Raw genomic sequence first — 14,630 nt, forward strand, 5'->3', positions numbered from 1 at the left:
CGGCGCGAACTCCCCGATCACCGCGTCCGTCGCCTCCCCCGCCTGCACCATCAGCATCAGCCGCCGAGGCCGCTCCAACGCCGCCACGAACTCCTCGGCGCTCTCGGCCGCGACGAACTCCCCCTCGTGCCCGAACTCCTCGACCAGCGCACGGGTCCGCCCCGCACTCCGGTTGTGGACCGCGACCGTGTACCCGTGCCGCGCGAAATTACGCGCCAGGTTGCGGCCCATGACCCCGAGGCCGGTGACGCCGATCGATGCGGAAGCGCTCATGTGCGGTACCTGATTCCTATCGGAAACGACTCATGCGACCACGCGGCTGCCAGGCCCACCGCGCGCGAGGTGCCCGTACGTCCGGTGAGCTCCCTCGACAGCGTAAACAGCATCGATGATCGGTTCTATGCCCCTCATTTCGAAGAATCCGCGCGGGGTCCGTGCGCACGCGGACACCGTCACCGCCTCCTCCACGGCAGCGCCTCTTCGTGTTCGTTCGCCGCGTCGATTCCGTGCAGGGCCGCGTTGATGGCCTCGCCGATCTCCGCGAACTGGGTGATCTGGGCCGGGGTGAGGGCGTCGAAGATGGCCTGGCGGACCGCTTCCACGTGGCCCGGGGCCACTTCCTCCAGGAGGCGCATGCCCTCGGGGGTGAGGACCGCCAGCTGGTTGCGGCGGTTGCTCGGGCAGTCCTGGCGGTCGACGTAGCCGGACTCCTGGAGGCGGGTGACGGCGTGGGTGAGGCGGCTGCGGGTGATGCGCAGGCGTTCGGCCAGCTCGGACATGGTGAGCTGGTGGCCGGGGACCGCCGAGAGGATCGCGAGGAGCGAGTAGTCCGCGTGCGTCATCCCCGCGTCGCGGCGCAGCTGGCGGTTGAGATGGTCGGCGAGGTGCGTGGAGAACTCGACGTAGGCGAGCCACGCCCGTCGCTCCTCGGGGTTCAGCCAACGCGGCGTCGGATCCATGGGCCGATGGTAATCGGCGGGCCTGCCGTCACCTGCGAGAACCGGCCCGTTCACCCCACGACGAAGGGCAACCTCGCGGCCGTGGCGCCCAGTTCGGCCCGTTCCGCGTCGGTGGGGGCGCGGCGGCCGGTGGCGACGAGGAGCGTGTCCGTGTCGGAGAGGGCTGCGGGGAACGGTGTACCGGCGATCCGCTCCAGCATCTGCCGGGTGCGGGCGAGGCCCTCGGCGGGTGGTCCTTCGACGCCGGGGAGGTGGGCGACGAGGTCGAGGTGGTGGAGGGTCCACTCCAGGACGTACGCGGAGAGGTAGTCCGCCGCTGTGAGGACCATGTCCTGGGTGCTGACCCGCAGTTCCGGCGCCGCCAGGGTCGCGGCGCGGCCCGCCGCCGAGCCGACGTCGTCCAGGTGGAACTTCAGCAGCGCCGGGTCCTCGTACGCCGCCGCGAGGCGGACGGTCAGCGCGTCCAGCGGGTCCTCGCCTGTCGGCGGGGCGTCGGTGACGTGCCAGTACGTCACCGCGTCCCGGGTCGGCTCCGCGTCGGTGGGCGTGGCGAGGGTGATCAGCACGTCCTGCGCGTCGATCACGAGGTGGCACACCAGGTCGCGTACGAGCCATCCCGCGCACCCCGAGGGCCGCGCGAAGTCGTCGTCCGCGAGCCCCGCGACGGCCGACCGCAGCGCGGCCCAGGTCTGTACGAAGAGGTCCACGCGGGCACGGTACTGGAGGGGCGGGTGTTCCGGTACGCGAATATCGGTGTGGCAGGCGGGTGTTGCTGTGGGCCTCACGGTCCGCCAAGCTCAAGCGTCCAGTTCTGCCCCACCAGGTCCCGGCCGAAGCTGTGGTGCCGTTCCTCGTCGGCCAGTTCGAAGCCGAAGCCCTGGTAGATCCTGCGCGCCGACACCAGGACGTCGTTGGTCCACAGGGTCACCCTCCCGTACCCCGCCTCCCGGGCGAAGGCGAGGCACTCCGCGACCAGGCGGGTCCCGAGGCCCCGTCCCCTGCCGTCCGGCGTGACGAGGAGGACCCGCAGCCGGGCCGTCCTCGGGCCGTCACCGGCGACCAGGAGCACGCAGCCCACCCGGCGGCCGTCCACCTCGGCGATCCAGGCCGCCTCGCGGAGCGGGTCGTGTCCGGCCGTGTAGTCCGCGACGATCCTGGCGACCAGGGCCTCGAAGCCAGCGTCCCAGCCGAGTTGCCCCACGTAGACCTCGCCGTGGGCCATCAGCACCCAGCCCAGGTCTCCGGGCCGGTCGGCGCGGCGTACGACGGCCCGTTCCCGGTCCCGCTCCGGCATGTGCCACTCTCCCGTGTCCGACGACCATTACTGAAACGGTCGTTTCAGTCGGGTTAGGCTAACCACGTGCCCCAGGAGACGCCAACCCCGTCCGCCCGGCAGACCGAACTGCTGGAGGCGGCCTACCGGTACGCCCTCGCCCACGGCCTCACCGATCTCTCGCTGCGCCCCCTCGCGGAGGCGATCGGCTCCAGCCCCCGGGTCCTGCTGTTCCTCTTCGGCAGCAAGGACGGCCTGGTACGAGCACTGCTGGCCCGCGCCCGCACCGACGAACTGGCCCTCCTGGACCGGATCCGCCGGCCCGCCCCCGCTGGGCTGGTCCCGGCGGTCGAACAGGTCTGGGCATGGCTCGCCGCGAAGGAGCACCGGCCGTTGCTGCGGTTGTGGGCGGAGGCGTACGCGCGTTCCCTCGTCCAACCGGACGGCCCCTGGGCCGGGTTCGCCCGTACGACCGTGGAGGACTGGCTCGGCGTCCTCACCGACTGCCAGTCACCGTCCGAACGCGGCGCGCGGGACGCCGCCGTCCGCCGCACCCTCGCCCTCGCCGTCCTCCGGGGCGCGCTCCTCGACCTCCTCGCGACGGACGACGAACCGCGCCTGACCGACGCGGTGACCCACCAACTCGCCCTCCTACGGGGCTGAACCGGGCCGGAGAGATTGCCATGCTGTTGGGATCGCGTGCCGGATTCGGCCTGGAGTTCCACATCGAGCGGGACCCCGGGCTGCTGTGCGTCGACGTCCATGTGGGCGGGCTCCATGTGAACCCGCCCGACAACGCCTTCTACCCGCCCCTGCTGGTGAAGAAGCTCAAGGACGAACTCGCCCGTTTCGACGCGCCGGCCCCACCGCCGACGGACTTCACCTCGCCGGCCGACGCGTTCCGCCTCGCCGAGGACTGGGTGCTCGACGCGTCCCGCACAGCGAGGGCGGCCGAGGCCGGGGAGCAACTGGCCGGGTACCGGTTTCTCGACTGGGGCGAGTGCACGGACAGTGTCCTGGCGTTCGCCTTCCCCGACGGGGACCGGGTCCACCTCGCCTGCCGGGTGCACGGCGACGAGGGGCCTGGGGCGTTCGCGGCGGTGCCGGTGAGCCGGCCGGCGCTCGTCGAGACACTGAGGCGGGGGCTCGCGGTCGCGGAACGGGAGTGGGGGGTGCGGCGGGTGGGTGGATGAGTGGCTGGGTGGGTGAGTGGCCAAGTGGGTGAGTGGCCAAGTGGCTCAGCCACTCACTGGCCAACCGGCTCAGCCACCAACTACCCTCCCCCTCGCCTCCCCGAACCCGACCCGCCCCCCACCGACCCCCGGCGCGCTCCCCCGCAGCACCACCACATCCCCGTCCTCCAGGAACGTCCTCGACTCCCCGCCCACGGCAACCGGCTCCGCCCCGCCCCACGTCAGCTCGATGAACGCCCCCCGCTCCCCCTTCTCCGGCCCGGACACCGTCCCGGAGGCGAAGAGGTCGCCGGTCCGGGTCGGTGCCCCGTTCACGGTCAGGTGCGCCAGCATCTGCGCGGGCGACCAGTACATCGCGGAGTACGGCGGCCGGGAGACGACCTCACCGTTCCACTCGATCTCCAGGGAGATGTCGAGCCCCCAGGGGCGGTCGAGCGCGAGGTAGGGGAGGACGGCCGGTTCCTGGACCGGCGTGTCCACCTTCGCCTCGGTCAGGGCCAGCAGGGGGACCACCCACGGCGAGACGGTCGACGCGAAGGACTTGCCGAGGTTGGGCCCGAGGGGGACGTACTCCCAGGCCTGGATGTCGCGCGCGGACCAGTCGTTGAAGAGGACGGCGCCGAAGATGTGGGACTCGGCGTCGGCGACGGGGATGGGCGAGCCCATCGGGTTGCCGGTGCCGACCACGAACCCGATCTCCGCCTCGATGTCGAGCCGGACGGAGGGCCCGAACACGGGCGCCGGATCGCCGGGCGACTTGCGCTGGCCACGGGGCCGTACGACGTCCGTGCCGGAGACGACGACGGAGGCGGAGCGGCCGTGGTAACCGACGGGCAGGTGCTTCCAGTTGGGGAGGAGGGGCTCGGGGTTGTCGGGCCGGAAGAGGCGGCCGAGGTTGGCGGCGTGGTGTTCGGAGGCGTAGAAGTCGACGTAGTCGGCGACCTCGAAGGGAAGGTGCAGAGTGACGTCGGCCAGGGGGTGGACGGCGTCGGGGGGCACGTCCCCGTCGAGCGCGGCGGTGATCGCGGCGCGGACGGCGACCCAGCGGTCGTACCCCTGCGCCATGAACGGGTTGAGCGCGGGCGCGGCGAAGACCTCGTCGCCGAGGAGGAGCGCGAGGTCGACGACGTGGTCGCCGTAGCGGGTCGCGACGCGGGGCGTGGCGCCGGGGCGGGAGTAGACGCCGTACGGCAGGTTGGCGAGCCCGAAGAGGGAGTCGGCCGGGGCGGAGAGCCGCATGGGAGACCTTGACCTTTCTGTCGCCGCGATCACCGCACGCTAGGTCGCGGCCCCAGGGCCGTCAAGGCAGCCTCACGGGGGACACTTCGCTCAAATGATCGACTTGCCGCTCATTCGTGCGCACCGCACGATGGGAAGGCACCAGTCCACCAGCCATGGAAGGGGTGGTTCCATGCCCCAGCACATCCGCATGTACCTCCGGGATCCCCAACCGACCCGGAGCACATGGAACTTCAACTGGGCCGCCATCACTGCCAAGTCGATCGTCAATGTCACCGCCTGCGAGTACGTGCCCGCTTCCGGTGACGCGCACGGCGGCTTCGGCGGTGTCGACCGCAAGCGGTTCGTCGGAGCGGCCGACGTCTGGGTCACCAACATCGCGCCGCACGGCCCGCCGTTCGACCCCAACAACGGAGTCACCTGGGTGCTCCACCACAACTGGGGCTCACCGATCTACCTCTGCGTCGACATCACCGTCTTCGACGAGGACCCCTCGGAGATCCAGACCTGACCCGTTCCCCACCTGACCCGTTCCTCGCCTGGGCCACCCATGCCTAGGCCACCTCGAACGACCGCTTCGCGAATCCCATCATGAAGCCGTCGATGGTGGTGCGGACGGCCCGCTCCGGACCGTCCGCGCTGCCGAGGGCGATGAAGAGGGGCAGGAAGTGGTCGGGGGTGGGGTGCGCGTACGGCATGCCGGGCGCGCGGGTGGCGTACGCGGCGAGTTCGTCGACGTCGCCCTTGGCGAGCGCCTCGGCGGCCCACTGGTCGAAGTCGGAGGACCAGGCGGGGACGACGCCCTCGAACATCTCGCGGGTGACGAACGGCAGGCCGTGCGTCATGAAGCCGGAGCCGATGACCAGGACACCTTCCGCGCGCAGGTCCGCGAGGCGGCGCCCGAGGTCCATCAGGCGGGCCGGATCGTGGGTCGGCAGGGACAGCTGGAGGACGGGGACGTCCGCGAGGGGGTACATGGCCATCAGCGGCACCCACGCGCCGTGGTCGAGACCCCGGTTCGCATGCTGGTACAGCGGCTCGCCGTCCGGCATGGCCGCGGCGACGCGGTGGGCCAGCGCGGTGGCGTCCGGGGTGTCGTACGTCATGCGGTAGTAGCGGGGGTGGAAGCCGCCGAAGTCGTACACCAGCGGCGTGTGCGCGGCGGACGCGGAGATCGCGAGGGGCGCGTCCTCCCAGTGCGCGGAGACGATCAGGATCGACTTCGGCTTGGGCAGACGCTGCGCCCAGTCGAGGAGTTCCCGCAGCCAGGGGCCGTCGTCGAAGAGGGGCGGGGCACCGTGGCTGAGGTAGAGGGCGGGGAGGGGGCCGTCGGCGGGCGTCCACTCGCGGTGGGCGCGGGCACGGACCAGGGCGCCGGGGAGGAACGCGTCGTACGCGCCGGCCGGTGTCGCGGGGTTGAGCACGGAGGACATGCAGGGGCCTTTCGGACGGAGGGCGCAGCCTGCGCGAGGTTCCCCCGGCGCGGGGTCCAGCCGGCCGCGGCTGCCGCCGCCGGGCCCTGGCGAGGGGTACCGGCGTGCGGCGGCCAGCATACTTGAAGAATCAACTGACTTCGCTGGACGGTTCATCGCAGCGGCGCCGAGCTGGTACTTTCCGAAACCGAAGCCCAAGCCGAAGCCCGAGCCCGCAGCCGAAGCCCGAGCCCGCAGCCCGGAACCCGGGAGGAGGTCGTCCGTGCCGGTCAGCAAGTTCGCCGTCGGCGTCGCGGCCGGAGCGACCGTCGCCCTCCTCGCCGGCGTCCTCGGCACCCGCGCGCTCTCCACGACCGAGTCGACGACGTCGCTGGACGAGTACGACACAGTCATGGTGGACGGCCGCAAGGCCCTCGCGGCGAGCATCGTCGCCGGCCGGACGCAGAGCCTGTACCACCCGCTGCCGTGGGTGGGGGCCAGGCTCCACGACGTGACCTGCCCGGGCCCGCTGCTCGCGGTCGCGGGCACGCGGATGACGTGCACCGGCAGACGGAGCAACGGGGCGGCCGTCCGCATCCCGGTCACGGTCGTCGACGCGACGCCCACGCACATCACCTGGAAGTTCGACCGCTGAGGGCCACCCCTCCCGCCACGTTCTCACCCACCCCGCTCACCGCAGATACGGGGCCACGCTCCGGAGCTTCTCGCAGGTCTCCTCCCATTCGCGTTCCGGTGTCGACTGGCCCATCACCCCGGCGCCCGCGCGCAGCCAGCTGCGGCCGTCCCGCTGGAAGACGGTGCGCAGGACGAGCGCGGCGTCGAGGCCGCCGTGCGCGTCGGCGGTGAGGACGGCTCCCGCGTACAGCCCCCGCGGCTCGTCCTCGTAGCGGCCGATGGCCCGCAGGGCGCCCGGTTTGGGGCAGCCGGTGGCCGTGATCGCCGGGAAGAGCGCCGCGAAGGCGTCCCAGGGGCCCCGGTCGCCGGCGAGGCGTCCGGTGACGCGCGAGGCGAGGTGCTGGACGGAGCCGCGCTCGCGGACCGTCATGAACTCCTCGACGACGGCCGCGTCGGGTCCGCAGACCTGGGTCACCTCGTCGACGGCGAGGCGTACGGACAGGGCGTGTTCGTGGATCTCCTTGGGGTCGCCGAGCAGGTCGGAGCGCAGGCGGGCGGTCTCGTCGGGGTCCGTTCCCAGGGCGCGGGTGCCGGCCAGCGGCTGGGTGGAGACGCGGCGGCTGTCCGCGTCGACCTCGACGATCGTCTCGGGGCTGAAGCCGGCGGCCCGCCAGCCGCCGAGGTCCAGCAGGAAGGAGCGGGCGGGGGTGTTGGCCCGGCGGCCCGCGAGGTAGGTGGCCGCGAGGTCGGGGGCGAGGTGTCCGGGCAGCGGCAGGGGGCGGGAGAGGACGGCCTTCTGGAGTCGGCCCGCCCGGATGTCGGCCACGGTCCGGGCGACGGCGTCCTGGTAGGAGGCGGCTCCGGTGCCCAGGAGGTGTTCCGCGTCGGCGGGCCCCTCCCCCGTCCGCCCGGTGGGGACGGCGAGCGCTTTGGTGACGAGGGCGAGGTGTTCGGGGTCGGCGGTGCGGACGCGTGCCGTGCCCGGGGTGAGGTCGACCTCGGTGACCGGCAGCATGAGGTGGAGCAGCGGTTCGCGCCCCGGGTCGCCGGTGTCCGGGTGGAGCAGGTGGGCCAGTTCGAAGGTGGCCCAGCCGTACGCCCGCCAGTCGGTGTGCGGCACGTGGGCGAGGAGGGCGGCGATCTGCTCCAGCGGCGCGCCGCGGTCCAGGGGGCGCCGCACCGCGTGGTTCCCGCAGCGGGCGACGACCTGGCCGGCGTCCAGGGTGACGGTGGCGGCCGGTCCCGCGGCGTACGTCCAGGTCCCGGCGCGCTCGTAGACCACGTACTCGCCGCCGAGGCCCGAGCGGGCGAGCCGTACCGCCGCCTCCGCCGGGTCCCGCGGTGCCTCGACGGTGTGCGGCGAACCCGGTGCGGGCAGGGCGTGCGCCCAGGTGTTCCAGGTGCTGGTCATGCGCGGGGACCTTCCTTCAGTTCTCGGGCCAGCGCCGTCAGCGCCTTCTTGTCGGTCTTGCCGACCGCTGTGACCGGCAGCGCGTCGACGGCTTCCACGCGGTCGGGGATCTTGTAGGGCGCGAGTCCGCGTTCCCTGAGGAACGCGGCCACCTCGCCGCGCCCGGGGGCCGTGGCTCCGGGGGCGGGTACGACGAAGGCGCAGGTGCGTTCGCCGAGCAGGTCGTCGGGGACGGGGACGACGGCGGTGTCCCGCACGGCGGGATGGCGGGCGAGCTGCTCCTCGACCTCGGCGGCGGCCACCTTGTCGCCGCCCCGGTTGATCTGTTCCTTGACCCGGCCCTCGACGACGAGGTGGCCAGTGGGGGTGCGGCGGACGAGGTCGCCGGTGCGGTAGTGGCCGTCGGCGGTGAAGGCGGTGGCGTTGTGCTCGTCGGCCCGGTAGTAGCCGCGCAGGGTGTAGGGGCCGCGGGTGAGGAGCCGTCCCGTGGTGCCGGGCGGGACGTCGTGGTCGTCCTCGTCGACGACGCGGATCTCGTCGTCGGGTGACAGCGGGCGTCCCTGGGTGTGCAGGACGATGTCCTCGGGGGCGTCCGGTTCGGTGTAGTTGAGCAGGCCCTCGGCCATGCCGAACACCTGCTGGAGGACGGGACCGAAGGCGCTCAGGGCCTCGGCGGCGTGCTCGGGCAGCAGGCGGGCGCCGCCGACCTGGAGGAGCCGCAGCGTCGACAGGTCCGCCTCGCCCCATGCGGCAGCCGCCGTCCACATGCGGGCGGTGGGCGGCACCAGGGCGGTCGCGGTGACGCGTTCGCGCTCGACGAGGGTGAACGCGCTGTCGGGGTCGGGTTCGTCGGTGAGGACCGCCGTGCCGCCCGCGTGCAGGGCGCCCAGGACGCCGGGGCAGCCGAGGGCGAAGTTGTGGGCGACGGGCAGCGCGGCGAGGTAGACGGTTCCGGGGCCGAAGCCGCACGCGTCGGCGCTGGCGCGGACGTTGTAGGCGTAGTCGTCGTGGGTGCGTGGGATCAGTTTGGGCAGCCCGGTGGTGCCACCCGAGACCAGCAGGAGCGCGACCTCGGAGGCGTCGTCGGGGGCGGGGGGCAGGTCCGGGGTGCCGGGGCCGTCGAGGGGGGTGTGGGGGCCGGGGTCGCCGAGCACGAGGACGTGCCTGAGGCCGGGGCACTCGTCGCGGACCTCGGCCGCGAGGTCGCGGTGGTCGAAGCCCTGGTGGACGTCCGGGACGACGTAGGCGACGGCGTCGGCCAGCCGGCACAGGTGGACGATCTCGCTGCGGCGGTGCAGGGGCAGGGCGAGGACCGGGATGGCGCCGAGCCGCTGGAGGCCGAAGAAGACGGTGAAGAACTCGGGGACGTTGGGGAGCTGGAGGACCACCCGGTCCCCCGCCCGGACGCCGAGCCCGGCGAGCCGGCCGGCGACGCGGTCGGCGTCCTGGGCCAGCCGCGCGCGGTCCAGGCGCCGTGCGCCGTGCACGAGGGCGGTGCGGTGCGGCCGGGTGCGGGCCCAGTCCCGCAGCAGCCGGTCGAACGTCTCTCCTCGCCAGTGGCCCGCGGCCCGGTAGTGCGCGGCGAGTTCGGCGGGCCAGGGCGTACAGCCGTCCAGCACGTGAATCCCTTTCTGGTCGTATCCCGCTCGGCGGGGCTTGTCGAGCCCGCCGTTCATACTGTAGGAAATGAATATCATTTTCAATAACTGATGCCGTCGAAGCTGGTGAGCAGTGTCAGAACGCGATCCCTTGCAGTCGATCCGCCCCTTGCTGACGGACTGGCTCGGCCCCGAGGCCGAGCGGGTCGGTCCCCACGACAACCTGATCGAACAGGGCCTGGACTCCATCCGGCTGATGGCCGTGTCCGCGGCGCTGCGCCGCGAGGGCGTCCGTCTGACGTTCGCGTCCCTCGCCCGCACCCCGACGCTGCACGCCTGGGCGGAACTGGCCGCCGAGCGATGTACCGGCGCCACCCCGAACGAGACCCCCGAGACCTCCGGGGCGGGCCCGGACGACGACGAGACGTCCCCCTTCGACCTGGCCCTCATGCAGCACGCCTACTGGATCGGCCGCGGCGAGGAGCACGAACTCGGCGGCGTGGCCGCCCACTTCTACAACGAGTTCGACGGCGAGGGCGTCGACCCGCGCCGCCTGGAGCGTGCCGTACGCGCGCTGCTCGCCCGCCACGCGCAACTGCGCGCCGTGTTCGCCGACGACGGACGCCAGCACACACCGGCCACCTCCGCCTGGCCGGGACTGCACGTGCACGATCTGCGCGCGCTGCCCGAGGACGAGGTGAACACCCGGCTGGCGGAACTGCGCGACCGGCTGTCGCACCGCATGCTGCGGGTCGGCGCGGGCGAGGTCCTCGACGTCCAGCTGTCGCTGCTGCCGGACGGCCGCACCCGGGTCCACCTGAACCTCGACATGCTCGCCGCCGACGCGCTGAGCCTGCGCGTCCTCCTCGCCGACCTGGCGGTCCTCTACCGCGGGGACGGCGACCTCTCCCCCATCGGCTACAGCTACCGGCGCTACCTCGCGGACCGCGCCGTACACGCCGAGCGGGAGCGCGACCGCGCCCGGGACGCCGCCTGGTGGGCCGAGCGGCTGCCGGACCTGCCCGGCGCGCCCGCGCTGCCGCTCGCCCAGGGCCCGGTACGGCCCCGGGTCACCCGGCGCCACCACTGGCTGCCCCCGCAGGCGCGCGAGGCCCTGTTCGCCCGCGCGCACCGGCACGGGGTGACCCCGGCGATGGCGCTGGCCACCGCGTACTGCGAGGTGCTCGCCGCGTGGAGCGCCGAGCACCGCTTCCTGCTGAACGTGCCGCTCTTCGACCGCGAGCCGCTGCACCCCGATGTGCCCCTGCTCGTGGGCGACTTCACCGGTTCCGTGCTGCTCACCGCCGACATGGCGGGCGAGGCGCCCTTCCGGGAGCGGGCCCTCGGTGTGCAGGAACGCTTCCTCGGGGACGCGGCGCACGCCGCGTACTCGGGCGTCGAGGTGCTGCGCGACCTGAACCGCGCCCAGCACGGCGGCGGGCGGGTCCTGGCGCCGGTGGTGTTCACCAGCGCGCTGAACCTGGGCGAGCTGTTCTCCGAGGACGTCCGCGCCTGCTTCGGGCGTCCCGTGTGGATCATCTCGCAGGGGCCGCAGGTGTGGCTCGACGCCCAGGTCACGGAGCTCGACGGCGGTCTGCTGGTCAACTGGGACGCGCTGGAGGAGGCGTTCCCCGAGGGCACGCTCGACGCGATGTTCGCCGCCTTCCGCGCGCTGGTGGACTCCCTCGCCGCGTCCGACGCCCCCTGGGGCGCGCCCGTCCCGGACCTGCTGCCCGCGTCCCAGCGCGAGGCGCGCGACCGCGCCAACGCCACCGACGCGCCGCGCAGCGGTCTGCTGCTGCACGAGGACGTCCTCGGCCACGCCGAGCTGACCCCCGCCCGGCCCGCCCTGCTCTGGGGTACGGACGGGGTCCTCACCTACGGCGAACTCGCCGACCGGGCGCGGCGCATCGCCGCCGCGCTCGCCGCGCAGGCGGTCGGCCCCGGCGACCGGGTCGCCGTCTGCCTGCCCAAGGGCCCCGACCAGGTCGCCGCCGTGCTGGGCGTCCTGAGCGCGGGCGCGGCGTACGTGCCCGTCGGACGCGACCACCCGCCGGCCCGCCGCGACCGCGTCCTGGCCCGGGCGGGGGCGCGGGTGGCCCTCGTCGCCGAGGACACGGCGCCGCTCCCGGCGGGTGTGGTGGGCCTGACGGTGGCGGACGCGCTGGCGCACGCGCCCGTCAAGGAGGCGGTGGCCGTCCCGGAGGGCGACCCGGCGTACATCCTGTTCACCTCCGGCTCCACCGGCGAGCCCAAGGGCGTCGTGGTGCCGCACCGGGCGGCCCGCAACACCGTCGACGACCTCACCGGACGGTTCGGGGTGAACGGCGGCGACCGGACGTTCGCGCTGTCCGCCCTCGACTTCGACCTGTCGGTGTTCGACCTGTTCGGGGCGCTGTCCGTGGGCGGCGCTGTCGTCCTGGTCGCGGAGGAGGACCGCAAGGACGCGGCGAGCTGGCACACGCTGATGGCGCGGCACCGGGTCACCGTCCTCAACTGCGTGCCGTCCGTGCTGGACATGCTGCTCAGCACCGCCGGGGACGGCCCTGCCGGGCTGCGGCTGGTGCTGCTCGGCGGCGACTGGGTGGGGGCCGAACTGCCGGGGAGGCTCGCGGAGCGCTCGCCTAGCTGCCGGTTCGTGGCACTCGGCGGCACGACGGAGACCGCGATCCACTCCACGGTGTGCGAGGTCACCGGGGGCGCGGTGCCCGCGGAGTGGACGTCGGTGCCGTACGGGACGCCGCTGCGCAACGTGCGCCTGCGCGTCGTCGACGCCCGGGGCCGGGACTGCCCGGACCGGGTGCCGGGCGAGCTGTGGATCGGCGGGGCCGGGGTGGCCGACGGGTACCTGGGCGATCCGGAGCGCACCGCCGACCGGTTCGTGACGTACGACGGGCTGCGCTGGTACCGCACCGGCGACCTGGCCCGCTACCTGCCCGGCGGCGGCGTCGAGTTCCTCGGCCGTGCCGACTCCCAGGTCAAGCTGCGCGGTCACCGGGTGGAGCTGGGTGAGGTGGAGGCGGCGCTGGAGCGGGCTCCCGGTGTGGGCCGTGCGGTCGCGGCCGTCGGCGCGGACGGTGTGCTGGCCGCGGCCTACGCGCCGGCGCCCGCCGCCGGGGGCGGGCCCGCCGAAGGTGTCCGGCCGCAGGTGGTGGGGGCCCGGCCCGATCCGCTGGAGACGGAGGTCGTGGCGCACGTCATCGGCCGGGTCCTGGCGGGCGGGCCTCGTCCGGCGCCCGGGATGCGCGCGCTCGCGCACCTGTGGCGGGACTGGCTGCGCCGGCACGCGGGCCCGGTCGACGCCGACGCCTTGGCGCGGCGCGTAGCGGGAACCCGCCTCGCGCCCGTCCTCGCGCACCTCACGGAGCGGTTGCCGGACCTGCGGGCCATGCTCGCCGGTGAACGCGACCCGCTGGAACTCCTCGACGACCCCGTGCTCGCCCCGGAGGCGGCGCTGGACGCGCTGCCCGCGAGCGCGGAGGCCGCCAGGGCGTGCGCCCAGGCGCTGCGCGCGCTCGCGGCGGCGGACGGCCGGGCGCCGCGGGTCGCTGTCGTCGGGGCTCGCGGCGGGCTCGGCACCCTGCGCGTGGCCGAGCAACTCGCCCCTGACGAGGTTGAGTTGACGCTGCTGGATACCTCCGCGGGTCTCCTGGAGCGGGCCCGCGAGCGGTTCGCCGCGTCGCCGCACGACGTGCGCTGCCAGGCGCTGCCCGACGGCGCGCTGCCGGAGGGGCTGCCGGGCGCGTTCGACGCCGTCCTGGCGCTCGGCTCCCTGCACGCCTTCGACGATCCGGCGACCGGCGCGGCCCAGGCGGCTGCCCTGCTGGCTCCCGGTGGCGTGCTGCTCGCGGTGGAGCAGGGCGGTCTTCCGCCGCTCGGCCTGATCTGCGCCGCGCTGCCCACCCGGGGCTTCGCGGACGCGGACCCGGCCCGCCGGGCGGCCGGCAGTCCGCTGCTGCCGCCCGCCGCGTGGGAACAGGTGCTGCGCGCCCAGGGGTTCGCCGAGGTGGACACGGACGTACGCCGCGAGGAGCCCGCGCTGCTGATCCGCGCGGTCCGTGACCCGTACGCCCCGCCGTGCGACACCGGGGCCGTGCGCGCGGTCGCCGCCGGGCAGGTGCCGTCGTACATGGTCCCCGACCGGCTGGTCCTGCTGCCGGTCATGCCGCTCACCGCCAACGGCAAGGTCGACCGGCGGGCCGTGCGCGAGCTGCTCGGGCGGCAGGCGGCGGCCGGGGCGTCCGCGCGGCGGCCGGGCACGCCGCCTCGCCCGGGTGCCGAGGAACTGGTCGCCGAGGTGTGGCGCGAGCTGCTCGGGGTCCGCACGGTGCTGCGCGAGGACGACTTCTTCGCGCTCGGCGGCGACAGCCTGCTCGCCACGCGGATGCTGCACCGGCTCGGCGAGCGCGGGGTGCGCGACGCCCGGATCGCCGGCCTGTTCACGGCCCCCGTGCTGAAGGAGTACGCCGCCACGCTCACCCTGGACGGCGGCCGGCCCGTACTGCCCCGGCTGGTGGCGGACCCCGAGCACGCGCACGAGCCGTTCCCCGCGACGGACGTGCAGCGCGCGTACTGGCTGGGCCGGGCGCAGGAGATGCGGCTCGGCGGCGTCGGGGCCCACTACTACTCGGAGTTCGAGGCGCCCTCGGTCGACGTGCCCCGGCTGGAGCGGGCCTGGCGGCGGCTGATCGACCGGCATCCGATGCTGCGGGCCGTGTTCGACGAGGACGGGCGGCAACAAGTCCTCGCCTCCGTGCCCGAGTTCACGATCCCCGTCGCGGAGGGTGAGGAACAGCTCGCCGTCCTGCGTGAGGAGATGTCCCACCAGGTCCTCGACCCGTCCCGCTGGCCCCTGTTCGACGTCCGCGCCGTGCACTACACGGCAGCGGACGGAGAGCGCCGTACGCGG

The 14,630-nt window shown here is 74.1% G+C and carries 13 protein-coding genes; 5 read left to right on the plus strand and 8 right to left on the minus strand.

The genetic code is table 11. The features are described 5' to 3' along the window. From PV682_RS43360 to PV682_RS43375, 4 genes are all read right to left on the minus strand, one after another. A partial coding sequence (locus PV682_RS43360) for an NAD(P)-binding domain-containing protein (protein ID WP_319738356.1) occupies positions 1–273 on the minus strand: 273 nt, incomplete at its 3' end. A 179-nt stretch (positions 274–452) separates the two neighbouring features. Then, on the minus strand, positions 453–959 hold the full coding sequence (locus tag PV682_RS43365) for a MarR family winged helix-turn-helix transcriptional regulator (RefSeq protein ID WP_319738359.1): 507 nt from the start codon (positions 957–959) through the stop codon (positions 453–455). 50 nt (positions 960–1,009) lie between these two features. Then, positions 1,010–1,666, minus strand: coding sequence for a maleylpyruvate isomerase N-terminal domain-containing protein (locus PV682_RS43370; protein ID WP_319738362.1), 657 nt, complete (start codon positions 1,664–1,666; stop codon positions 1,010–1,012). 74 nt (positions 1,667–1,740) lie between these two features. After that, positions 1,741–2,253 (minus strand): GNAT family N-acetyltransferase, encoded by a 513-nt coding sequence (locus PV682_RS43375; protein WP_319738364.1) that lies wholly within the window; start codon positions 2,251–2,253, stop codon positions 1,741–1,743. A 66-nt stretch (positions 2,254–2,319) separates the two neighbouring features. Between PV682_RS43375 and PV682_RS43380 the strand changes: the two genes are divergently transcribed. Both PV682_RS43380 and PV682_RS43385 read left to right on the plus strand, forming a co-directional pair. Further along, positions 2,320–2,895 (plus strand): TetR/AcrR family transcriptional regulator, encoded by a 576-nt coding sequence (locus PV682_RS43380; RefSeq protein WP_319738366.1) that lies wholly within the window; start codon positions 2,320–2,322, stop codon positions 2,893–2,895. A 20-nt stretch (positions 2,896–2,915) separates the two neighbouring features. Next, positions 2,916–3,425, plus strand: a complete 510-nt coding sequence (locus PV682_RS43385; RefSeq protein ID WP_319738369.1) for a hypothetical protein — start codon at positions 2,916–2,918, stop codon at positions 3,423–3,425. Positions 3,426–3,494: 69 nt separating this feature from the next. Here the strand turns inward: PV682_RS43385 and fahA are convergent, their stop codons facing one another. Further along, a complete protein-coding gene (gene fahA, locus PV682_RS43390) occupies positions 3,495–4,664 on the minus strand; it encodes a fumarylacetoacetase (RefSeq protein WP_319738370.1) in 1,170 nt (389 codons plus the stop codon). A 172-nt stretch (positions 4,665–4,836) separates the two neighbouring features. Between fahA and PV682_RS43395 the strand changes: the two genes are divergently transcribed. After that, on the plus strand, positions 4,837–5,175 hold the full coding sequence (locus PV682_RS43395; protein ID WP_319738372.1) for a hypothetical protein: 339 nt from the start codon (positions 4,837–4,839) through the stop codon (positions 5,173–5,175). Between the two features lie 43 nt (positions 5,176–5,218). Here the strand turns inward: PV682_RS43395 and PV682_RS43400 are convergent, their stop codons facing one another. Next, a complete protein-coding gene (locus PV682_RS43400) occupies positions 5,219–6,097 on the minus strand; it encodes a dioxygenase family protein (RefSeq protein ID WP_319738374.1) in 879 nt (292 codons plus the stop codon). Positions 6,098–6,359: 262 nt separating this feature from the next. On the opposite strand from PV682_RS43400, the gene PV682_RS43405 reads away from it, so the two are divergent. After that, positions 6,360–6,731 carry a DUF4333 domain-containing protein gene (locus tag PV682_RS43405; RefSeq protein WP_319738375.1) on the plus strand — a complete coding sequence of 124 codons (372 nt, stop codon included), beginning with the start codon at positions 6,360–6,362 and terminating at the stop codon, positions 6,729–6,731. Positions 6,732–6,767: 36 nt separating this feature from the next. Here PV682_RS43405 and PV682_RS43410 read toward each other — a convergent pair whose 3' ends face one another. Together PV682_RS43410 and PV682_RS43415 are read right to left on the minus strand one after the other, a co-directional pair. Further along, positions 6,768–8,123: a salicylate synthase gene (locus tag PV682_RS43410; protein WP_319738377.1), complete on the minus strand. Its 1,356-nt coding sequence runs from the start codon at positions 8,121–8,123 to the stop codon at positions 6,768–6,770. Beyond that, the gene (locus PV682_RS43415; protein ID WP_319738380.1) at positions 8,120–9,742 is read right to left on the minus strand and encodes a (2,3-dihydroxybenzoyl)adenylate synthase; all 1,623 of its coding nucleotides are present in this window, start codon (positions 9,740–9,742) and stop codon (positions 8,120–8,122) included. Before PV682_RS43415 ends, PV682_RS43410 begins: the two co-directional genes overlap by 4 nt. A gap of 112 nt (positions 9,743–9,854) precedes the next feature. On the opposite strand from PV682_RS43415, the gene PV682_RS43420 reads away from it, so the two are divergent. Then, positions 9,855–14,630: non-ribosomal peptide synthetase (locus PV682_RS43420; protein ID WP_319738384.1), on the plus strand; the 4,776-nt coding region annotated here is incomplete at its 3' end.

It is taken from the genome of Streptomyces niveiscabiei (assembly GCF_033794345.1).
Classification (GTDB): Bacteria; Actinomycetota; Actinomycetes; order Streptomycetales; family Streptomycetaceae; genus Streptomyces; species Streptomyces niveiscabiei.

Excerpts from the sequence above, each read along its gene's own strand:
- PV682_RS43410 (WP_319738377.1), bottom strand. The coding sequence starts at position 8,123 with ATGACCAGCACCTGGAACACCTGGGCGCACGCCCTGCCCGCACCGGGT.
- fahA (WP_319738370.1), bottom strand. The coding sequence starts at position 4,664 with ATGCGGCTCTCCGCCCCGGCCGACTCCCTCTTCGGGCTCGCCAACCTG.
- PV682_RS43395 (WP_319738372.1), top strand. The coding sequence starts at position 4,837 with ATGCCCCAGCACATCCGCATGTACCTCCGGGATCCCCAACCGACCCGG.
- PV682_RS43400 (WP_319738374.1), bottom strand. The coding sequence starts at position 6,097 with ATGTCCTCCGTGCTCAACCCCGCGACACCGGCCGGCGCGTACGACGCG.
- PV682_RS43375 (WP_319738364.1), bottom strand. The coding sequence starts at position 2,253 with ATGCCGGAGCGGGACCGGGAACGGGCCGTCGTACGCCGCGCCGACCGG.
- PV682_RS43365 (WP_319738359.1), bottom strand. The coding sequence starts at position 959 with ATGGATCCGACGCCGCGTTGGCTGAACCCCGAGGAGCGACGGGCGTGG.
- PV682_RS43385 (WP_319738369.1), top strand. The coding sequence starts at position 2,916 with ATGCTGTTGGGATCGCGTGCCGGATTCGGCCTGGAGTTCCACATCGAG.